We start from the raw sequence: 20,026 nt of genomic DNA, 5'->3' as shown, positions 1-20,026 counted from the left end.
GGTGCCATGCGTATCCTTTTGCCTGCGGTCGCCGCGCTGATGGTCACCTCTTCCGCCCTTGCCCAGACGGTGCCCGCGCCGATCCTGACCACCCCCGAGGCGCGCGACGCCTGGACGCACGCCCAGCCCGAAGTGGCGCGCGTGACGCATGTCGACATCGACCTGCGCGCCGATTTCGCGGCAAAGACCCTGTCCGGCACTACGACACTCGACATTCTGGCGGCCAGAGGCGCGCGGCAGATCGTGCTCGACGTGGACGGCCTCGCGATCCGATCGGTCACAGATGACAAGGGCCGCGCGCTGCCCTTCACGCAGGGGGAGTCCGCCCCGGACCTCGGCGCCGCGCTGACCGTCCAGCTGGGCGGGGCGAAGCGGATCGTCATCGCCTATTCCACCAAACCCGATGCCAGCGCGCTCCAGTGGCTCGCCCCGGCGCTCACCGCCGGCAAGGTAAAGCCCTACCTCTTCAGCCAGGGCCAGCCGATCAACAACCGCAGCTGGATTCCGACGCAGGACAGCCCCGGCATCCGCCAGACCTGGACCGCGAAGATCACCGTCCCCGCCGGGCTGATCGCGGTGATGAGCGGCGAGCGGCTGGACGGCGCGACCGGACAGCCCGCCGCCAATGGCGAGCGCAGCTTCCGCTTCCGCATGGACAAGCCCGTCCCGCCCTATCTGATCGCGCTCGCGGTCGGCGATCTGGCGTTCAAGGCCACCGGCCCGCGATCGGGCGTGTGGACCGAACCAAGCATGCTGGATGCCGCTGCGCACGAAGTCGGCGATGTCGAAAAGATGATCGACGCGGCACAGGCGCTGTACGGCCCCTATCGCTGGGGCCGCTACGACATGCTCGTCCTCCCGCCCAGCTTTCCCTATGGCGGGATGGAGAACCCTACCCTCACTTTCCTGACCCCGACGATCATCACCGGCGACCGATCGAACACCGACGTCGTGGCGCACGAGCTGGCGCACAGCTGGTCGGGCAATCTCGTCACCAACGCGACCTGGTCCGATTCCTGGCTGAACGAAGGCTTCACCACCTATTTCGAGAACCGCATCATGGAGGCGGTGTACGGGCCCGAGCGGGCCGCGATGTACGCCGATCTCGACTGGGACGGGCTCAAGAAGGACATTGTCGAGGCCGGCGGCGACACGGCGCCGACGACACGACTGCACGGCGAGCCCGGCACGACCGCGGGCCAGCTCGATTACTTCAAGGGGTCCACGTTCCTCCGCACGATCGAGGCCGCCGTGGGCCGCGCGCGCTGGGACGCCTATCTGCGCAGCTATTTCGATCGCCATGCCTTCCAGCCGCAGACCACGGCGGGGTTCCTCGCGGACCTGCGCAAGAATCTCATCCGGGGCGACGCGGCGCTGGAGGCAAAGCTCCAGCTCGATCGCTGGGCCTATCAGCCGGGGCTGCCCGAGAACGCCGTCCACGTCACCTCCGCCACGCTGGCGCAGGTCGATGCCAAGCTCGCGGCGGTCAACGCTGGCGGCCCGATCGCGGCGGTTCAGCCGCAGGGATGGAGCACGCAGCAATGGCTGCGCTTCCTCAACGGCCTGCCCCGCCAGCAAAGCCCGGCGCGGCTCAAGGAACTCGACGGGACGCTTGGCCTGTCGGCATCGACCAACGCCTATGTCCGATCGGCCTGGGGCGAGTTGGCGATCGCCAACCGCTATGCGCCCGCGCTCCCCGCGATCGAGGCGTTCGTCACCAGCGTCGGGCGCGGGCTGCTGGTCTATCCGATCTATCGCGACCTGATGGCACAGGGCGACTGGGGCGCCGCCATCGCGCGCGATTTCTATGCCAAGGCAAAGGCAGGATACCATCCCGGCACCGCAGCGGGCGTCGCGAAGATCATCGGGCAATAGGCTTACGCGAACGCGAACACCGCGCTGGGCCGCGTCTCCACGCTGTCGGTGTCCGCGAAGCGATAGTCGGCGATGCGGCTCAGCCGGGCGAGCGGCAATGTCGCGCGCCCAGGGTCGCCGACCAGCACGATGATGCCGACCTCGCGGCAGCGGGCGAGAAACGCGCCCACGCGGTCCGCCAGCGCGGCGTCGTAGAACAGGTCGCCGACCAGGATCAGGTCGATGTCGGCAGGCGGCGGGCCGTCGGTAAGGTCTCCCTGCACCGCGTCGATCGTCACGCCGTTCGTCGCCGCGTTCAGCCCCAGCGCGGCAATCGCATAGCTATCGACCTCCGCCGCCACGACGCTGGCCGCCCCCGCCTTTGCCGCTGCGATGCCGACAAGGCCGGAGCCCGCACCCAGATCGAGCACGCGCAGCCCCGCGACTGTCTCGGGCCGATCGAGCACGAAGCGCGCTAGCGCCAGCCCGCCCAGCCAGTAATAGGCCCAATAGGGCGATCCGAACCCCGCCTCGTCCTGCGCCGCCAGCCGCCCCAGCCCGCTGGCGGGTACGGCCTTGTGCAGCGACACTTCCGGGATGCCCGGCACCGGCAGCACGGGCAAGTGCGCGCGGATAAACTCGGCGGCGTTCAGGCGCGTGGTGCCCTGGCCAGATGCACCGCCAGCACGATCCAGCCCAGGATCAGCGCACTGCCGCCCAGCGGCGTGACCGCGCCCAGCCAGCGCGGCGCACCGAGTGCCATGGCATAGAGCGTCGCGGCAAACAGCCCGGCCCCGCCGACGAACAGCCAGCCCGGCACCCGCGCCTGCATCCGCACCGCGACGAGCGCGGCGACCGCATGGACCAGCTGATACTGCCCGCCCAGCCGCAGCCACTCCGCCGCCTGCCCACTCGCGCCATGCGCCCCGAACGCGCCGGCGGCGACGGCGAGTGCGCCCGACAAGGCGGCCAACACTGCAAGCAGCTTCACAAGCCCAACTCCATCAGAAATCCGGGTCCGGCATCGAGCACCATCGCGACGCCCACCGCCAGCGCAGCAATGCTCATCGTCAGAACCGCACCCGCCAGCATGTCCTTGGCCACCTTGATCGCCGGATGTATGCCGGGATGCAGCAGGTCGATCACTGCCTCCATCGCCGAGTTGACCAATTCGAGCGCCAGCACCAGCGCGATGACGATTACCACCAGTCCCCACCACACTGGCACGGGGCGCAGCACGACAAGCGCCACCAGCGCGAGTCCGGCCATGCGGACCTGCGCGCGATAGCTCGCCTCGCGCGCCCACGCGGCGCGGATGCCGTCGGTCGCGAAGCCCAGCCTGGCGCGGAGCCCGCGCCCTTTCATTTGCGCTCCAGATCCGCTGCCGCAGCAGCCGCCTGTCCCGCTTGGCTGAAAATCCCTTCGCGCCCGGCATAAAGGTCGCCTGTCTCGCGCTGCAGCTTCAGCCGCTCGAAATCGCGGCGGCGATATTCAGTCTCGGTCTTTTCGATCTGCTGCTGGTCGACGCCCACCGCGCTCATCGCACGCCGCGCCATCACCACGGCGCTTTCCATCACTTCGCGCACCACGCCTGCGATCGGCGCCCCCTTCATCTTCATCACGCTGCGCCGGTCGAAGGCGCGCACGAAGATCGACGCTTTGGGAAAGCTATGGTGGATCGCCTCCAGCCGTTCGGTATCCAGGCCGTCGCCGTCCTGGCAGAACAGCAGAAGCTCGGCATCCTCGGCCCCCGCCTGGCGCAATATATCGAGCCGGGTGCCGTCGCCATAATAGACCTTCATCCCGAACTGCCCGGCGACCTGGATCATCTCTACGTCGGTGTCGACGATCGTCACCGGGATGCCCTGACCGATCAGCATCTGCGCGACCGTCTGGCCGAAGCGGCCATAGCCGACCACCACGGCATTGCTGCCGTCATGCTGCGGCGCCTCCAGCCCCTCGGCGCTCGCCACGGGCTCCGCGCGCAGGCGCTTGGTCGCCATCATCAGGAATGGCGTCGTCGCCATCGACAGCGTGACGATCGCGCCGAAGATGCTGGCGGCCTGGCCCTCGACCAGCATCGCCGCCTGCGCCTGTGCGAACAGCACGAAGCCGAACTCGCCGCCCTGGCTGAGAAGCACGCCCAGCGCAAAGGCCTGGCGCCGCTTCATCCCGAACAACAGCCCCAGCCCCATGATGAGCGCCGCCTTGGTCGCGATCAGCGCGAGTGCCATGCCCGCGACGAAGAAGGGCCGCTCGGCAATCGCATGCAGGTTGAGCGTCATGCCCACCGCCAGGAAGAACATGCCAAGCAGGATCGAGCGGAACGGCTCGACATCGGCCTCCAGCTCGTGGCGGTACGGCGAATCCGCCAGCATCACGCCGGCGATGAACGCACCGAGCGCCGCCGACAGCCCCAGCGATTCCATGATCGCCGCGCTCGCGATCACGGTGAACAGCCCGGCGAACACGAACATCTCGCGCTCGCCCAGATTGCCGATCAGCCGGAACATCGGCCGCAGCAAATAGCGCCCGGCCAGGATCAGCCCCGCGATCGCCACGACCGTATAGACCGCAAGCAGCCAGCCCGGCGGGCCGTTCTGGTCCGCCGGATTGCGCGACAGCGCGGCGACGATCGTGATGAGCGGCACGATCGACAGGTCCTGGAACAACAGGATCGCAAAGGCGCGCTCGCCGAAATCGGTGCGCAGCCGGCCCGCCGATTGCAGCAGCGGCAGCACCTGCGCCGTCGAGGACAGCGCAAGCGGAAGCCCCAGCGCCAGCGCCGCGCCCACCGACGATCCGGTGACGAACCACACGATCCCCGCGACCACCAGTCCGCACAGCGTGACCTGCAACAGGCCCAGCCCGAAAATGTCGCGGCGCATCCGCCACAGCCGTCCCGGCGACAGCTCCAGCCCGACCAGGAACAGCAGCAGCGCGATGCCCAGTTCGGCAATGCCCATCTTGGCCTCGGCATCGCCGACCAGCCCGAGCCCCTGCGGCCCGACGATCGCGCCCGCCACCAGGAAGCCCAGCGTCGCACCCAGCCCCAGCCGGCGGAAAATCAGCACGAACACCAGCGCGAAGCCCAGCATCGGCACGCCGTCGTGCAGCAGCGACAGGTTGGCGTGATCCTCCATCAGCCGCGCGCTCCAGCCGCTGCCTGCGCCGCCGCTTCGGCCACAGCCTCGAACGCGAGCCGGATAGAGGCGTGGCGGCCCCGGTGCGGTAGCGCGGGCACGAACAGGTCCAGGCCCGGCCAATCGGGTATGTCGGGGCTGTCGCCCGCCAGCCACGCAGTCAGTGCATCGCGCGCAGTCGCCAGTTCGGCGACGCTGCGCCCGACGGCGTGCGCCCCCATCAGCGAGGCCGAAGCCTGGCCCAGCGCACATGCGCGTACGAGCATCCCGATCGCGGCTACCCTGCCGTCCGCATCGACATCGACATCCACCGTGACACGGCTTCCGCATACTGGCGAGCGCCTCTCGACACTCGCCATGGGCGCGGGCAACCGGTCGTGAAACGGTATCGTCGCGGCAAGCCGCAGAATCTGGGTGTTGTACAGCGGCGCATTCATCCCCGAGACTTAGGGGAGCGCATTGCCAGATGCGACCCCCAAAAGGGTATGGGGTCGGCGCCGGCGCGGGCGGATCAGGTGTTGTGCACCACCGCCTGCAGGTTGAAACCGATGAAGATGACCACCACCAGGGCGAACACCACGATGATCGCCAGCCCCATCCCCTTGCGGATGCGGCGCGGCTGGGGCTGGTTTTCGGCGTCGATATTGTCGGGGTTCATGGATGCTCCGCTGCGGTGATGTGCGCCCTACAACGCACGTCGCCGCAAACCCTTCCCCGGCCGTGTGAAATAAGCCTATTGCGCCGCTTCCGCGCGACGCCGCTCGGCGCGGCGCTCCGCAAACACCGGCTCGCCCCGGCGGCGGCGGTCCACGAACTCGGCGATGCCGGCGCTGGTGCGATCGAGCAGCGGATAGGTGGACGAGTTGGTGATCCATTTCGGCCGCTGTGCCGGGCCGCCACCAACGGTATCGAACACCAGCACCATCAACAGGAACGCGATGCTGACCAGCACCAGCCCCTTGAGCGCGCCGAAACCGAAGCCGAGCGCCCGGTCGATCGGGCCCAGGAAGCTGCCGCGCGTGCGGGCACCGATCGCGTTCGCCACCATCCGCCCGCCGAAATAGGTCGCACCCGCCAGGATCGCGAAGGCGAGCACGGCCCCGCCCTGCGCCGTGCCCACCGCCCGCGAAAGCAGTTCGGCCAGCGGCGTGTGGAACAACTTCAGCGCCATCACCACCAGCAACCACGCAAGCAGCGCCAGCACTTCGGTGACGAAGCCCCGGATGAACCCCAATATGGCCGCGCCGCCGATCGCGAGCAGCACGATGATGTCGAGTCCGGTCAAGTTCATGGCGCGCGCCCTTTCAGCGGGCTCCTTAGCGCAGCGGACGCCCCGCGCGGAAGCGCCGATTTTGGCCGCGCGGAAGCGCCGATTTTGGCGCCCCCCGCCCGCTGCCCGAACGACGCGCCTATAATTGTTTAGGATGTCGCGCGGCCCTCTGCCGCGCGCAAAGCAGGGGTCACTTTTATGCGCTTTCGCGGATTCATCACGCCGTCGGACCGACCGGAAGATTTCGAAGCAGTCGCGGCGGACGTAGGGACCAAGATCGGCTCCGGCTATCGTTCGCTGAGCGACATGGGCGGCATGCTCGGGGAAAACCGCATCTTCGACGCGATCGTCGGCAAGCTCGAGGCGCTCGACCTCAATTACGAGGACCAATGTTCGGCGCGCTATTATTTCGATCTGGTGCGGTCGCTGCGCGATTTCAACGGCCAGTTTGATCGCGTGGTGGAAGTCGGCGTGTTCATGGGCGGATCGAGTTCGTACCTCGCCGGCTGCATGGGGCCGTTCGACTTCGACCTCGACATGGTGGATGTGAATGAACCCTATCTGCGCTTCGCCTATGAGCGCGTACGCCGCATGTACCCCGAAGCGGCCAAGCGCATCCGCCTGTTCCACGGCGACCTGCCCAGCTATGTCCGCCAGGTGATGCTGCCCGAACGCGGGCGCACGTCGATCATCCACCATGACGGCTCGCACGAATTCGGCCAGGTCGTGAAGGACATGGCATCGCTTTATTATGTCCGCGAAAAGATCCTGGCGGTCATTGCGCAGGACACGCACCTGCGCGGGCCCGTGCACCGGATGGATTTCGTCGACCTCGCGCTCTACGCGGTGTTCGGCACCGACCTGAAATTCGCGCCGATCGGATCGGTGTACCACGATCATAGGATGACCACGCCCAATGCGTTCGGCGGCGGCTATTTCATGGCGGGCGTAGCCGAAGGCGTCGTGCTGCCGATGGCTGCCAACCAGTTCGTCTATCCGCACCCGATGCTGAACATCGACGATTTCCTCCCCGCCGCGCCGCAGCCCGAAGCCACGCTCTCGGCGGCGGCGTAAACCGCACCGACGCCTGCTGGGGCCTCACCGCCCCAGCAGGTGATCCACGAACGCGGCCAGGTTGCGAAAGCCGGCCATGGTCAGCCCGCCGCCATCGCCCTTGGCGCCCGTTTGCGCCATCGGTGCCATCGCCCGGCCAAAGCCCAGCTTGGCCGCCTCGCGACAGCGCAGCGGGCCGTGCGCGACCGGGCGCACCTCGCCCGACAGCGCGATCTCGCCAAAGGCCACTGCATCCGCCGGCATCGGCCGTTCGGACAGCGCCGATACCAGCGCCGCCGCCACTGCCATGTCGGCGGCGGGGTCCTGTACCCGGTATCCGCCGGCGATGTTCAGATAGACTTCGCAGGTCGAGAAGCTGAGCCCGCACCGCGCCTCCAGCACCGCCAGCACCATCGCCAGCCGCCCGCTGTCCCAGCCGACCACGGCGCGGCGCGGCGTCGCCCCGCTGGCCAGCCGCACGACCAGCGCCTGCACCTCGACCAGCACGGGGCGCGTGCCCTCCAGCGCGGGGAACACGATCGTCCCCGTCACGCTCTCGTCGCGCTGGGTGAGGAACAGCGACGACGGGTTCGCCACTTCGCTCAAGCCCTCGCTCTCCATCGCGAAGACCCCGATCTCGTCGGTGCCGCCAAAGCGATTCTTGACCGCGCGCAGGATGCGATACTGGTGGCTGCGCTCGCCTTCGAACGATAGCACGGTGTCGACCATATGCTCCAGCACGCGCGGGCCGGCGATGCTGCCATCCTTGGTCACATGTCCCACCAGCACCACGGCGGTGCCCCGCTCCTTGGCAAAGCGGATCAGTTCGCCCGAACTCGCGCGTACCTGGCTCACCGTGCCCGGCGCGCCTTCGATCAGGTCCGAATGCATCGTCTGGATCGAATCGATGATGAGCAGGTCGGGCGCCTCGCCCTCCCCCAGCGTCGTCAGGATGTCGCGCACCGATGTCGCCGACGCCAGCTGGACCGGCGCCTCGCCCAGCCCAAGCCGCCGCGCGCGCAGCCGCACCTGGTCCGCCGCTTCCTCGCCCGAGACATAGGCGACGCTCAGCCCGCGCAGCGCGATCTTGGCCGCCGCCTGAAGCAGCAGCGTCGACTTGCCGATGCCCGGATCGCCGCCGATCAGCGTCGCGCTCCCCTCGACAAAGCCGCCGCCCAGCGCACGGTCCAGCTCGGCGATGCCGCTGGTCATCCGTTCGGGCAATGCGATTTCGGTATTCAGCCCGGTCAGCTGGATCGTCCGCCCGCCCGATTGCAAATTGTGCCGCGCCTGAAACGGCGTGTCGGCCACCGCAACCTCCTGCACCAGCGTGTTCCATTCGCCGCAATCGCCGCATTGCCCCGCCCATTTGGACGAGACGGACCCGCAGGCCTGGCACACATAACGCTTCTGGGGTTTCGCCATGCCCATGGGCTAGCGCAGGAACAGGAAGGGAACAAGACTAAAGGGCGCCGCCCGTGGTCATCGCCTGTGGACCTGACGCCGCGCGCCCGCTAAGTCCCGGCCCGCAATGCAAGCCCCGGACCTCCGCGTCGCCCTGTTCAGCGGCAATTATAACTATGTCCGCGATGGTGCGAACCAGGCGTTGAACCTGCTCGTCGGCTATCTGCTGCGGCAGGGGGTGCAGGTACGGGTATATTCCCCGACGACGAACACCCCGGCCTTCCCGCCCACTGGCGATCTGGTGAGCGTTCCCGCGCTGCCGGTGCCGGGCGGGCGCGACGAATACAAGTTCGCGCTGGGCCTTCCGCGCAGCACGCGCGCCGATCTGGAGGCATTCGCCCCCAATATCGTCCACCTCTCTGCGCCCGAGTTCCTGTGCCACGGCGCGCTGCGCTGGGCGCGCAAGCGGGGCGTGCCGGCGGTGGCTTCGCTCCACACCCGGTTCGAGACCTATCCCGGCTATTATCATCTCGGCTTTCTCGTCCCGCCGCTGATCCGGCTGCTCACGCGGTTCTACAACCGCGTCGACCAGGTGGTGACGCCGGGCAATTCGACGGCCGAGCTGATTCGCGACTGGGGCGTAAAGACGCCGATCCGCATCTGGTCGCGCGGCGTGGACCATCAACGGTTCAACCCGCAACGCCGCGACCTGGAATGGCGGCGATCGATCGGCGTGGCGGACGACGAGTTCGCCGTGGGCTTTCTTGGCCGGCTCGTGCTCGAAAAGGGGCTCGACATCTTTGCGGGCGTCGCCGCCGCACTGGAGGCGCGCGGGATCAAGCATCGCGTGCTGGTGATCGGCGACGGCCCGGCGCGCGGATGGTTCGCCGAGCGCGTGCCCGGTGCCGCCTTTGCCGGGTTCCAGCGCGGCGACGATCTGGCCCGCGCCGTCGCGTCGATGGACGTCCTGTTCAACCCTTCCGTTACCGAGACGTTCGGCAACGTCACGCTGGAAGCAATGGCGTGCGGCGTCCCCGTGGTCGCGGCGCGCGCGACCGGCGCGATCGATCTGATCGAAGACGGCGTGAACGGCTTCCTCGTCCCCCCGCGCGATATTGAGGCCTATACCGACGCCATCGCCCGGCTGGCCCAAGACCCCACCCTCGCCGCCGCCGCCGGCGCCGCGGGTGCGGCCAAGGCCCAGGGCTATCAATGGGACGCGATCAATCAGGCGGTGCTCGACACCTATCTGGAAGTGCTGGCGCGCAAGGGGAGTTAGGGCTTCCACCAGCGTGGACGCCGAACACTTCTCAGTTCACCCAATTTGGATATCACAATTGAATAGGAGCTGGCATCTCCGGCATGATTTTGTCGCCTGATGAGGCGGACGGTGCCGGTGATGTCTGCTTCGTACGCGCTTCCAAACAGGGGGCGATCATCGGTCCAGGTTCTCCGCAGTTTGGATAATCTAAGGGGCTCATTCTCAACAAGAAACGAGCCGTTCTCGCATGTTAGAGGCGACACAAGCATGCTCGACACATCCATCAACCCGTCCATCTGATCGCTCACGAGGATGGTCACTCGGCCAGCCACACGCTGACCGTCCTTGAAGGAATGGTTCATCCAACAAGCTGGGAGTTGCCGCTCACTGCCTCCGCAAGCCGCGAGCAACAGAAGCGGAAGACAGACAAGCGGGCAGCGGAGCACGCGAGAGCGTATCGCTCTTGGCGCGCACCTCCACAAGTGGGAAGACTTGAGGTCAAGCAACGACAGAAACTTGGGCGCTCTAGGCCATTCCGAATTTATGAGCCCACCGCCTAGAGCGGGTTCACGACGGGTGGAATCACGGGGGATTCCCTTTTCGCTGATCGTGTGATTCATAGGCAGCCGTCACGAAGGAGGCGGCGATGGGTTGGCGACCTGGGCAGAGTTACTCGCAGGATTTGCGTGATCGGGTGCTGGCGGCGGTGGACAGCGGGATGCCGGTCCGCGCGGCAGCAGTAATCTTCAAGGTCAGTATTGCCTATATCTACAAGGCGCGGATTCGACGGCGGCTGACCGGTGATGCCGGGATCAACCCGAACCGCGGCCGTCCTCCGCGCAAACTCTCCCCGGCACAGGAACTGGTGCTGGCGGCGCACATCCGCTCGCGGCCTGGGATCACGCTGGCGCAGGCGCAGGCGTGGCTGCTGGCCGAACATGGGATCGGGCTCAGCACCGGTGCGATGTGGAACGCGGTTCGGCGGCTCGGCCTGTCGTTTAAAAAAAGCCCTGCACGCAGCCGAGCAGGAGCGGCCGGACGTGGCGGCACGTCGCAAGCTGTGGCGGGCAGCCCAGCCGTTCATCGACCCTGAAAGCCTCGTCTTCCTCGACGAGACAGGGGTGAACACCAAGATGGCGCGGCTCTATGGCTGGGCGCCGGTCGGCGAGCGCTGCCGCGATCGCGTGCCGTTCGGACACTGGAAGACGATGACGTTCATCGCCGGCCTGCGCCTGACCGGCATGACCGCGCCCTGGGTGCTCGATGGGCCGATGGATGGCGATGCCTTCCGGGTCTATGTCCGCGACGTCCTGGCCCCCACGCTCCGGCGCGGCGATGTCGTGGTGCTCGACAATCTGCCCGCCCACAAGGTGGCCGGCATCCGCGAGGCGATCACCGCCCGGCGCGCCCAGCTCTTCTACCTGCCTCCCTACAGCCCCGACATGAACCCGATCGAGATGGCCTTCGCCAAGCTCAAGGCACTCCTGCGCCAGCAGCCAGCCCGAACCGTCGATGCTCTTGTCGAGCGCATCGGCGAACTCCTTGATCGCTTCCCGCCCTGCGAATGTGCCAACTTCTTCCAGGCCGCTGGATATCAACGGTCAATGTGAAATTGCTCTAGCTTTCGGGATTATTGGCACGGGCCCAGCCGCCGCCCCCGCGCGCAATGCGACAACGGTCACGGCGCGCTGCGCGTCAATTCGACGATCTCGAATGCATAGCCGGCCCAGCCGCGTTGGCGCGCGCCGTCTTCCGCCGCTGCCCGCTTGCGCTTTGCCTCGGCCAGCGACTGGACATGGCCCCAGAACACTTCGGTCCTGCCGTTTTCCAGCTGCGCGACAATCCGCCAATAATGGGTGAACGGCGTGGCCGTGGGCCCGATGGTCTTTACATAGCCATCGGGCAGCGTCGCGGTGAGCAGGTATTTCTTCTTCGCCACGCTGCCCCCTTGCACGCGGCAGCGCGCCCGGCCAGCCTATTTCCAGTCGAACCCCAGCGGCGCCTCGCGAAACGCGAAGCGATCGAGGTGGCGGGCGACGGCGCCTTTCAGCGCCTCCAGCTGCTCGGCGCACGACGCGTCGATCCGCACTTCCAGCCCGGTTTCGGCGACATCGAACGTCGCCACCGCGTCGCCGGGAAAGTCCGCGCCGCGCGCATCCTTGGGGAATACCACGCTGCCGTTTTCGGGGGTGAACGTCACCTGGAGGTTGTGCTGCCAGTGCTTGCACAGTTGCTGGAGATACTTGCTGGAATGGTCGGTCGGCACCAGCGCCGACGCGGTAACGGTCGTTTCGGTCATTATCGGTTCCTCGCTCTGCGGCGCAGGCGGGATGCCCAGCCTGCGCCGCAGCATTTCCAGTCGCGGCATGGTTACAGCCGCTCGATCCTGCGCGCTGCCTCGTCGAGGATGTCGGCGACGGCGTGCAGCGTGTCCGCATCCACTTCGTCGGTGGACAGCCGTTCCTGCAACACGGTGCGCAGATTGCCCATCGCGCGACGGATCGGTCCGCCGGAAGTCCGCGCCTGCATGCTGCCCAGTTCCGCGAGCCGCGCGAACAGCGCCTCCACTTCCTCGGCATTGTCGGCCAGGTGCCGCGTGCCCGCCTCGGTGATCGCGAATTGTTTCTTCGCGCCTTCGGTGCTGGCCTCGGCGATCAGTTCCATGTCGCCGAGCAGCGTCAGCGTCGGATAGACCACGCCGGGGCTGGGCGCATAGGCGCCGCCCGAGCGCGCCTCGATCTCGCGGATCAGGTCGTAGCCGTGGCGCGGCTGTTCGCCGATCAGCTTGAGCAGCACAAGGCGAAGCTCGCTGCCGTCGAACATGCGCCGCCCGCGACCGCCGCCGCGCCCGTCCGGCGTCCCGCGCGGGCCGCCAAAGCCAAAGCCGGCGAAGCCGCGTCCGAAACCGCCGCCATGCCGGCCAGCCGCTTCGCGGCAGCCGCCGTGACCATGGTGATGATGATGGGTATGAAATCGCATTTCAATCTCTCTTGTTCGAGTCTCGATGCGCACAAGATATATCTTGAAAACATCCGCGCAAGAGGGTGCTGTGTTTTTTCCCCGCTATTGCGACAGGATCGCCCGCACCCCTGGCCGCACCATCGGCAGCGCCGCCCCCAGCCGCAGCACCGCATGGCGGGCGATCTGCGCCACGGGCCGCTCGTCGGTGAACAGCCGGACGAGCAGGTTCGTGCCCGAATAGAGTGGCCGGCACGCCGCGCGATGCTGGGTGGCATAGCGCTGGAGCAGCGCCGGCGCGCCGAAATCGCGCCCGTCGCGCACCGCATCCCCCACCAGCGCCGCGAGCAACGCCTGCCCGCGCAAGCCCAGGTTGAACCCGTGCGCGGTTACCGGATGCATCCCCACGGCAGCATCCCCGATCAGCGCCGCCCGCCCGCTGGCGAAACGATGCGACCAGGTGGTGGTGAGCGGATACAGGTGCCGGGTGCTCGCGACTTCCATCGTTCCCATCCGCCCGCGATAGGCCTGGGTCAGCGCCCGCCCCAGCGCGGCATCGTCCAGCGCCGCCATCTGCCGCGCCGCCTCCTCGGGCAGCGTCACGACTGCCGAGGACATGCCGTCGTTCAGCGGGAGCAGCGCAAGCGTTCGATGGTGGTCGAACCACTCGAGCGCCACCCCGCGATGCGGCTTCGCATGGCGCACGCGGCACACCAGCATCGACCGGCCCAGCGGGTTGCAATCCGCGCCGATGCCCAGCCGGTCGCGCGTCTCCGACATCCGCGAGTCCGCTACCACCAGCAACCGCGCCCGCACGCGCGCGCCCGACGCCAGCGTCACTTCCGCACGGCGGCCGTCGGCGCGCGCCTCGGCGACGGCGGCGTCGGGCACGATCCGCAGCCCCGACTGCCCCTGTACCGCCGCGAACAGCGCCGCGCGGATCGCGTGGTTGGGCACCAGATAGCCGAGCTGCGTCGCGTCGCGCGCGCCCGGATCGAAGCGCAGGGCAAAGCGCGAGCCGCCATTGACCACGCGCGCCGCGCGCAGCGGCGACACCGCATCGGCGGGCAGCTGCTCCCACGCGCCCAGCCGCTCCAGTATCGCCTGCGATCCATGCGTCAGCGCGATTTCGCGCCCGTCGAACGCCGGGTTCGCCAGTGCCGCCATCGGCATGCGTTCGAGCAGCACGACGTCGAGCCCCGTGCCCGCCAGCGACCGCGCAAAGGCGAGCCCGGCGGGCCCCGCTCCGACAATGGCGACATCGCATTCCATGGCACTTCTCCCAGTCCGGCACCCCTGCGTGGACGCGACGAGCGGGCGTGCCCTTGCGCCGGATCAATCCCGCCGCGACGCCTGAAGTGCCTGCAATGTCTCCAGCCCGAGGCGGCTGTACCGGCGCGGGTCGGCAATTGCGGGGTCCTGCTCCGCCTCCACGACGATCCAGCCGCGATACTCCGCCGCCGCCAGCGCGTCGACCAGCGGCGCAAAAGCGTAATCGCCGTCCCCAGGCGTCGTGAACATGCCGGCGAGCACGCCGTCGAGGAAACTGCCCCCCGCCGCCCGCACCGTCGCATGACGGGCGGTCCGCACGTCCTTGCAATGCACATGCGCGATCCGCCCCGGGTGGGCGCGCACCACTGCGACCGGATCGATCCCGCCGTACAGCGCATGGCCGGTGTCCAACGTAAGCCCGACCCCGTCGCCCGTCACGGCAAGCAACTGCGCCAGATCGTCGCCGGTCTCGACGATCGTGCCGAGATGATGGTGATAGGCGAGCCTGAGCCCGCGTGCGGCGACATGATCGGCCACCCGATCCAGCTTCGCGCCGAACGCGGCCCAGTCGTCGGGCGCCAGCCGGGGCGGCGTATCGAGCCGGCTCGCACGGTCGCCATGCACCGCGTTGCTCGTCTCGGCGATCACCACGACATCCGCCCCGACCCGTTCGAGCAAATCGAGATGCGGCGCCATCGCCGCGATTTCCGCCGCTGCGTCACGCTGGAGCAGGCCGCTGCCATACCAGCCGCCGACCAGCGCGAGCCGATGTCGCGCCAGCAGCGGCGCGAGCACCGCCGGGTCGCGCGGGAACAGATGCCCCAGTTCGATTCCGTCGAAGCCGATCGCGCGGGCGTCCGCCAAAATCGTCTCGATCGTCACGCCCACGCCCAGCTCGGGCAGGTCGTCATTCGCCCAGGCGATCGGACTGACGCCCCAGCGCTGCGTCACGCCCCTTCCCCGGCGCGCCCGCGTTCATAGGCGGCACGCGCGGCGCGCACTTCCGCCCGCTCCGAGACTTCCGGCACCGCCACGTCCCACCAATGCCCGCCGATCCCCGCCGCGCGGGCCGGATCAGCCTGCACCACCAGCACGGTGCTGCGCTCCGCGTCGCGCGCGCGGGCGAGCGCCGGGCCCAGCGCGGCCAGGTCCGCCACCGCCTCCGCCAGCGCGCTCAGGCTGCGGGCGTGCGCCACGAAATCGACCGGCGGGGCCTCCAGCAGATTGTTGAACGCCCGCCCGCCGGTCGCGCGCTGGAGCCGGTCGATGCACCCGAAACCGCGATTGTCGACCAGTATGACGATCAGCTTCAGCCCCAGCGCCACCGATGTCGCCAGTTCGGCGTTGAGCATCATATAGCTGCCGTCGCCGACCATCACGATCACGTCGCGGTCGGGCATCGCCATCTTCGCGCCGAGCCCCCCGGCGATCTCATAGCCCATGCACGAAAAGCCATATTCGGCGTGATAGCTTCCCGCCACGCGGGGGCGCCACAGCATGTGCAGCGCGCCCGGCAGGCCCCCGGCAGCGCAGACGACCACAGCATCGGGCGCCGCACCATCCAGAACCGCGCGCACGATCTGCGCATCGCCGGGCCGCCCGGCATCGGGCGCCGTCGCCGTCAGCCACGCGCGATCCCACGCCGCCACGTCCGCGCGATATGCTGCGCGCCATGTCTCGGGCACCTGCCAGTCCGCCAGCGCCTCGGCCAGCGCCTCGATCACCACGCGCGCATCGCCCAGCACCGGCAGCGCGTCGTGCTTGGCGGCGTCGTGCAGCGCCACATTGACCTGGCATAGCGTGGCGTCCGCCGCGAACAGCGTGCGCGATCCGGTGGTGAAGTCCTGCAAGCGCGTACCGATGCCGATCACCAGGTCCGCGTCCCGCGCCGCCGCATTGGCCGGATCGGTGCCGGTCACGCCGATGCCGCCCAGCGCCTGGGGATGGTCCCATGCCAGCGCGCTCTTGCCCGCTTGCGTCTCCGCCACCGGGATGCCGGTCGCCTGCGCGAGCGCGGCAAGCGCTTCCTCCGCGCGCGCATACAGCACGCCACCGCCCGCGACGATCAACGGCGCCCGCGCCGCCCGCACCGCCGCCACCAGCCGGGCCATCTCGCCGGCATCGGGCGCGGGCCGGCGGCGATGCCAGATACGCTCGCGGAACAGCTGCACCGGATAGTCGAACGCCTCCGCCTGCACGTCCTGGCACAGCGCCAGCGTCACCGGCCCGCACGCAGCCGGATCGGTCAGCACCGCCATCGCGCGGGGCAATGCGTCGATCAGTTGCTCGGGCCGCGTGATCCGGTCGAACCAGCGCGACACCGGGCGGAAGCAATCATTGGCCGACACCGTCGCGTCGCCGAAATCCTCGACCTGCTGGAGCACCGGATCGGGGCGCCGGCTGGCATAGACGTCGCCGGGCAGGAACAGCACCGGCAGCCGGTTGAGATGCGCAACGGCGGCGGCGGTCACCATGTTGGTCGCGCCCGGGCCGATCGAACTGGTGCACGCCATCGCCCGCTCGCGCCGATGCGCCTTGGCATAGGCGATGGCGGCATGGGCCATGCCCTGCTCGCTATGCGCGCGAAAGACCGGCAGCGTCTCCGGCGCGTCGGCCAGCGCCTCGCCCAGCCCGGCCACGTTCCCATGGCCGAAAATCGCCCAGACTCCGCCGAAATAGGGCAGCACCGCGCCGTCCACGTCGCTATGCTGCGCCGCCATCCACCGCACCAGCGTCTGCGCCGCGGTAAGCCGCACCGTGGCAGGCGGAATCACAGCGCCGCGCGCGCCGCGCGCCAAGCCTCCACCAGCGCGCGGAAATTCTCCGCGATCCGCTCGATCGCCTCCGAGTCGTCGATTCCACCGGTCAGCCATTGCTGGGCGGTATCGTGCCAGATCGTCCGCCCCACGGCAAAGCCCTTGACGATCGCAAAGGGCGCCGCCGCCGCAAACCGCTCGACCAGCACCTGCGGCGTCGCCGACAGGCCGAGCAGCAACACGCCCTGGCACAGCGGATCGTGCCGCGCGATCACGGCGTCGATCGCCGCCCAGGTGGCGGGATCGCCATCGGGTTCCAGCTTCCACCAATCGGGATAGATGCCGAGCGTGTAGAAATGCTCGAGCACCCGCGCCGTCGTGTCGCTCGCCACCGGGCCATGGGCGGAGACGATGACTTCCAGCAGCAATTCGTGCCGCGTCGCCCGCGCGGCGTCGAACAGCCGCAGCAGCTGGCGATCCTGCATCGCGCGCAGCCCGGGCGGGTCGTCGGGGCGGTAATAGACCAGGCACTTGACCACCTGTTGCACCGGCCATTCGCGCAGGGTCACGCCCACATCGGCGCCGCCCTCGAACTGCAGCGGGCGCGAACCGGGGACTTCGATCGGCCGCCCGGTCCAATAGGGCATGTCCGCCGCCGCCTCGAGCGCGCGCGCGCCGTCGCCGCCATCGAGCAGCACGCCGAACCGGGTGTCGCCCTTCGCCAGCCGATCGGTCGCGCGCAGCACCAAAGTCTTGAACGCCGGCACGCGCTCCCGCTCCACACCCAGCGCGTGCACCAGCGCGTCGAACTGGCTGCGATGATCGACCGCAAGAACCGTCAGCGCGTCATAGCGCCGTGCCCTGTGCGCCGCCCAGTGGCGCTGCGCCAGCCCGGCGTCGGTGCGCAGCCGGTGCGGCCAGTCGTCGCGGGCGAGGAACGCCTGCAACTCGTCCCACCCCGGCATCGCCGGCGCACAGCCATGCCGCGACACGACCAGCGCCCCACAGCCATTGCCCCAGCGGCATGCCGTTGCCAGCGGCTCGCCGCGCAGCCAGCCGCGCAACAGCCCCGCCATGAAGGCGTCACCCGCCCCCAGCACGTTGAACACCTCCACCGGGAAGCCGGGCACCGCCACCCCCTGTTCGACCGCGCCCTCGAAGACGACGCAACCTTCGGCGCCGCGCTTCAGCACGATCGGCGCCGGACACAGCGCCCGGATCGCGCGCAGCGCCGCCCCGGTGTCGGTCGCGCCGCCCAATATGTGGATTTCCTCCTCGGTGCCGACGATCAGGTCGACCAGCGGGAGCACCTGTTGCAGCGTCGCGGTCACGCGCGCATCGGGGACAAAACGCTGCTCGCCCATCGCCGGCTGCGCCACACCCCACAGCACCGGGCGATAATCGACATCGAATACCACGCGCCCACCCTGCGCCCGCACCTGCTGTGCGGCGGCGAGGCTGGTCGCGAACACCTCGGGCCGGGACAGATGCGTGCCGTTTATCAGCACCGCGCCCGTCGTCGCGAACAGGCCGGGATCGACGTCCGCCGGAGTCAGCGCCATGTCGGCGCAATTCTCGCGATAGAAGAGCAGCGGAAACGTCTCCGCGTCGCGGATGCCGAGAATCGCCAGCGCCGTCAACCGGTCCGGATCGGTCAGCACCCCGCGCGTGTCCACGCCCTCGCGAACCAGCTGTTCGCGGATGAAGCGGCCCATGTGATCGTCGCCGACCCGGGTGAGCAGCCCCGCCTTCAGCCCCAGCCGCGCGGCACCGATCGCGGTGTTGGTCGGGCTGCCGCCGACATATTTGGCGAAGCTCGCCATGTCTTCCAGCCGCCCGCCGACCTGTTCGCCGTACAGGTCCACGCTGGACCGCCCGATCGTAATCAGGTCCAGCGCCGCTGCGCCTTCATCCCCGTGCCCCGCCATTTCTGTCACCGGTTTCCCCATGTCGGAAAACCTATTTCAGGTGCATTCATACTGCAACACTTGTTCCATATCCTGCGCGGCCGTTGCCGACAGGGCTCCGACTGTGGAAAGGACCTGGGCGCAAGGAGGCTGCATGCACGCAATCGCGCTGATCGGCGCCGGACGGATCGGCCGCATCCATGCGGCAAACATCGCCGCGCACCCCCGCCTGCGGCTGGCACATGTCGTGGACAGCGACTCCGGCGCCGCCGCCGCGCTGGCCGACCGCCACGGCGCGCGGGCGAGTGGCGCTGCGGATGCCATCGGCGACCCGGCGCTTGCGGGCGTGGTCGTCGCCAGCGCAACCGACACTCACATCGCCTATACCCTTGCCGCCGCCGAAGCCGGCAAGCCGGCGCTGTGCGAAAAGCCGCTCGACCGCGACCTCGCCGCTGCCACCGCCGCTGCCGACCGGCTCGACATGCTGGGCGCGCGCGTGCTGCTGGGGTTCAACCGGCGCTTCGATACCCATTTCGCGGCGCTCCACGCGCGGCTGGCGGGGGGCGCGGTCGGCGCGCTGGAATCCCTTCATATCGTCAGCCACGATCCCGCCCCGCCGCCGCCCGCCTATGTCGCGGCGTCGGGCGGGCTGTTCATCGACATGGTGATCCATGATTTCGACATGGCCCGCTGGCTGCTGGGCGAGGAGCCGGTGGGGGTGTTCGCCAGCGGCGCCTGCCTGGTCGATCCCGCGATCGGCGATGCCGGGGACGTGGACACCGCACGCACCGTGCTGCGCACGGCCAGCGGGCGGCTGTGCAGCATCAGCTCGAGCCGCCGCAGCGGCTATGGCTATGACCAGCGGATCGAGGCGTTCGGGGCGCAGGGGATGCTGCGCGTCGGCAATGTGGCCGAGACGATGGTGGAACAATGGGACGCGCACGGCGCCACCACCGATCGGTGGCAGGATTTCTTCCTCGATCGCTACGCCCAGGCCTATCGCGCCGAACTGGACCATTTCGCCGACGTGATCGACGGCGCCCCGCCCGCCATCACGCCCCGGGACGGCGTCGCTGCGCTGGCACTGGCCGACGCGGCGACGCGATCGCTGAAAAGCGGGAGGATGGAGGCGCTTTAGTTTTGCAGCT

The 20,026-nt window shown here is 68.8% G+C and carries 20 protein-coding genes; 5 read left to right on the top strand and 15 right to left on the bottom strand.

Annotation, left to right across the window (positions count from 1 at the left end; all coding sequences use genetic code 11):
- Positions 1-6 precede the first annotated feature (6 nt).
- Entirely contained in the window at positions 7-1,875 is a 1,869-nt protein-coding gene (locus ACG3SL_RS03685; protein WP_448663787.1) for a M1 family metallopeptidase, read from the top strand.
- A 2-nt stretch (positions 1,876-1,877) separates the two neighbouring features.
- Here ACG3SL_RS03685 and ACG3SL_RS03680 read toward each other — a convergent pair whose 3' ends face one another.
- The 7 genes from ACG3SL_RS03680 to ACG3SL_RS03650 all read right to left on the bottom strand — a co-directional run bounded on the left by ACG3SL_RS03680 (position 1,878) and on the right by ACG3SL_RS03650 (position 6,288).
- Positions 1,878-2,471, bottom strand: a complete 594-nt coding sequence (locus ACG3SL_RS03680; RefSeq protein ID WP_448665058.1) for a class I SAM-dependent methyltransferase — start codon at positions 2,469-2,471, stop codon at positions 1,878-1,880.
- A gap of 32 nt (positions 2,472-2,503) precedes the next feature.
- On the bottom strand, positions 2,504-2,839 hold the full coding sequence (locus tag ACG3SL_RS03675; RefSeq protein WP_448665057.1) for a DUF423 domain-containing protein: 336 nt from the start codon (positions 2,837-2,839) through the stop codon (positions 2,504-2,506).
- Between the two features lie 2 nt (positions 2,840-2,841).
- Positions 2,842-3,219, bottom strand: coding sequence for a diacylglycerol kinase (locus ACG3SL_RS03670; protein ID WP_448663786.1), 378 nt, complete (start codon positions 3,217-3,219; stop codon positions 2,842-2,844).
- Positions 3,216-4,997 (bottom strand): cation:proton antiporter domain-containing protein, encoded by a 1,782-nt coding sequence (locus ACG3SL_RS03665; protein WP_448663785.1) that lies wholly within the window; start codon positions 4,995-4,997, stop codon positions 3,216-3,218. The genes ACG3SL_RS03670 and ACG3SL_RS03665 overlap by 4 nt, the downstream gene beginning before the upstream one ends.
- Positions 4,997-5,434, bottom strand: a complete 438-nt coding sequence (locus ACG3SL_RS03660; protein WP_448663784.1) for an iron-sulfur cluster assembly scaffold protein — start codon at positions 5,432-5,434, stop codon at positions 4,997-4,999. Before ACG3SL_RS03660 ends, ACG3SL_RS03665 begins: the two co-directional genes overlap by 1 nt.
- Before the next feature lie 74 nt (positions 5,435-5,508).
- Positions 5,509-5,655 carry a hypothetical protein gene (locus ACG3SL_RS03655; RefSeq protein WP_448663783.1) on the bottom strand — a complete coding sequence of 49 codons (147 nt, stop codon included), beginning with the start codon at positions 5,653-5,655 and terminating at the stop codon, positions 5,509-5,511.
- Between the two features lie 75 nt (positions 5,656-5,730).
- The gene (locus ACG3SL_RS03650; RefSeq protein ID WP_448663782.1) at positions 5,731-6,288 is read right to left on the bottom strand and encodes a CvpA family protein; all 558 of its coding nucleotides are present in this window, start codon (positions 6,286-6,288) and stop codon (positions 5,731-5,733) included.
- 177 nt (positions 6,289-6,465) lie between these two features.
- Between ACG3SL_RS03650 and ACG3SL_RS03645 the strand changes: the two genes are divergently transcribed.
- Entirely contained in the window at positions 6,466-7,341 is an 876-nt protein-coding gene (locus ACG3SL_RS03645; protein ID WP_448663781.1) for a hypothetical protein, read from the top strand.
- A 24-nt stretch (positions 7,342-7,365) separates the two neighbouring features.
- Here ACG3SL_RS03645 and radA read toward each other — a convergent pair whose 3' ends face one another.
- Entirely contained in the window at positions 7,366-8,745 is a 1,380-nt protein-coding gene (radA, locus tag ACG3SL_RS03640) for a DNA repair protein RadA (protein WP_448663780.1), read from the bottom strand.
- A gap of 106 nt (positions 8,746-8,851) precedes the next feature.
- Between radA and ACG3SL_RS03635 the strand changes: the two genes are divergently transcribed.
- Together ACG3SL_RS03635 and ACG3SL_RS03630 are read left to right on the top strand one after the other, a co-directional pair.
- A complete protein-coding gene (locus ACG3SL_RS03635) occupies positions 8,852-10,003 on the top strand; it encodes a glycosyltransferase family 4 protein (protein WP_448663779.1) in 1,152 nt (383 codons plus the stop codon).
- A gap of 628 nt (positions 10,004-10,631) precedes the next feature.
- A protein-coding gene (locus ACG3SL_RS03630; protein WP_448661465.1) for an IS630 family transposase occupies positions 10,632-11,595 on the top strand; the annotation gives its coding sequence in 2 pieces (ribosomal slippage) (positions 10,632-10,982 and positions 10,984-11,595; 963 coding nt in all).
- Between the two features lie 68 nt (positions 11,596-11,663).
- Here ACG3SL_RS03630 and ACG3SL_RS03625 read toward each other — a convergent pair.
- The 7 genes from ACG3SL_RS03625 to ACG3SL_RS03595 all read right to left on the bottom strand — a co-directional run bounded on the left by ACG3SL_RS03625 (position 11,664) and on the right by ACG3SL_RS03595 (position 18,899).
- Complete coding sequence (locus ACG3SL_RS03625; protein ID WP_448663778.1) at positions 11,664-11,924, bottom strand: hypothetical protein; 261 nt, start codon at positions 11,922-11,924, stop codon at positions 11,664-11,666.
- A 36-nt stretch (positions 11,925-11,960) separates the two neighbouring features.
- Positions 11,961-12,284 (bottom strand): DUF2218 domain-containing protein, encoded by a 324-nt coding sequence (locus tag ACG3SL_RS03620; protein ID WP_448663777.1) that lies wholly within the window; start codon positions 12,282-12,284, stop codon positions 11,961-11,963.
- A 71-nt stretch (positions 12,285-12,355) separates the two neighbouring features.
- Positions 12,356-12,964, bottom strand: coding sequence for a PadR family transcriptional regulator (locus ACG3SL_RS03615; RefSeq protein ID WP_448663776.1), 609 nt, complete (start codon positions 12,962-12,964; stop codon positions 12,356-12,358).
- Positions 12,965-13,048: 84 nt separating this feature from the next.
- Positions 13,049-14,215, bottom strand: a complete 1,167-nt coding sequence (gene ubiM / locus ACG3SL_RS03610; protein ID WP_448663775.1) for a 5-demethoxyubiquinol-8 5-hydroxylase UbiM — start codon at positions 14,213-14,215, stop codon at positions 13,049-13,051.
- A 63-nt stretch (positions 14,216-14,278) separates the two neighbouring features.
- Positions 14,279-15,166, bottom strand: a complete 888-nt coding sequence (gene iolE / locus ACG3SL_RS03605; protein WP_448663774.1) for a myo-inosose-2 dehydratase — start codon at positions 15,164-15,166, stop codon at positions 14,279-14,281.
- Positions 15,163-16,989, bottom strand: coding sequence for a 3D-(3,5/4)-trihydroxycyclohexane-1,2-dione acylhydrolase (decyclizing) (iolD, locus tag ACG3SL_RS03600; RefSeq protein WP_448663773.1), 1,827 nt, complete (start codon positions 16,987-16,989; stop codon positions 15,163-15,165). The genes iolE and iolD overlap by 4 nt, the downstream gene beginning before the upstream one ends.
- A complete protein-coding gene (locus ACG3SL_RS03595) occupies positions 16,986-18,899 on the bottom strand; it encodes a bifunctional 5-dehydro-2-deoxygluconokinase/5-dehydro-2-deoxyphosphogluconate aldolase (protein WP_448665056.1) in 1,914 nt (637 codons plus the stop codon). Before ACG3SL_RS03595 ends, iolD begins: the two co-directional genes overlap by 4 nt.
- Before the next feature lie 133 nt (positions 18,900-19,032).
- Between ACG3SL_RS03595 and iolG the strand changes: the two genes are divergently transcribed.
- Positions 19,033-20,016 carry an inositol 2-dehydrogenase gene (gene iolG / locus ACG3SL_RS03590; RefSeq protein WP_448663772.1) on the top strand — a complete coding sequence of 328 codons (984 nt, stop codon included), beginning with the start codon at positions 19,033-19,035 and terminating at the stop codon, positions 20,014-20,016.
- Positions 20,017-20,026: the final 10 nt, after the last annotated feature.

It is taken from the genome of Sphingomonas degradans, assembly GCF_053502645.1.
The sequence above is the reverse complement of the archived record's forward strand: the minus strand, read 5'-3'. Positions and strand labels throughout refer to the sequence as shown.

Coding starts and splice junctions, on each gene's coding strand:
- ubiM (WP_448663775.1), bottom strand. CDS start 14,215: ATGGAATGCGATGTCGCCATTGTCGGAGCGGGGCCCGCCGGGCTCGCC.
- ACG3SL_RS03595 (WP_448665056.1), bottom strand. CDS start 18,899: ATGGCGGGGCACGGGGATGAAGGCGCAGCGGCGCTGGACCTGATTACG.
- ACG3SL_RS03685 (WP_448663787.1), top strand. CDS start 7: ATGCGTATCCTTTTGCCTGCGGTCGCCGCGCTGATGGTCACCTCTTCC.
- ACG3SL_RS03650 (WP_448663782.1), bottom strand. CDS start 6,288: ATGAACTTGACCGGACTCGACATCATCGTGCTGCTCGCGATCGGCGGC.
- ACG3SL_RS03615 (WP_448663776.1), bottom strand. CDS start 12,964: ATGCGATTTCATACCCATCATCATCACCATGGTCACGGCGGCTGCCGC.
- ACG3SL_RS03655 (WP_448663783.1), bottom strand. CDS start 5,655: ATGAACCCCGACAATATCGACGCCGAAAACCAGCCCCAGCCGCGCCGC.
- ACG3SL_RS03660 (WP_448663784.1), bottom strand. CDS start 5,434: ATGAATGCGCCGCTGTACAACACCCAGATTCTGCGGCTTGCCGCGACG.
- radA (WP_448663780.1), bottom strand. CDS start 8,745: ATGGCGAAACCCCAGAAGCGTTATGTGTGCCAGGCCTGCGGGTCCGTC.
- ACG3SL_RS03665 (WP_448663785.1), bottom strand. CDS start 4,997: ATGGAGGATCACGCCAACCTGTCGCTGCTGCACGACGGCGTGCCGATG.
- ACG3SL_RS03620 (WP_448663777.1), bottom strand. CDS start 12,284: ATGACCGAAACGACCGTTACCGCGTCGGCGCTGGTGCCGACCGACCAT.
- iolG (WP_448663772.1), top strand. CDS start 19,033: ATGCACGCAATCGCGCTGATCGGCGCCGGACGGATCGGCCGCATCCAT.
- ACG3SL_RS03670 (WP_448663786.1), bottom strand. CDS start 3,219: ATGAAAGGGCGCGGGCTCCGCGCCAGGCTGGGCTTCGCGACCGACGGC.
- ACG3SL_RS03635 (WP_448663779.1), top strand. CDS start 8,852: ATGCAAGCCCCGGACCTCCGCGTCGCCCTGTTCAGCGGCAATTATAAC.
- ACG3SL_RS03645 (WP_448663781.1), top strand. CDS start 6,466: ATGCGCTTTCGCGGATTCATCACGCCGTCGGACCGACCGGAAGATTTC.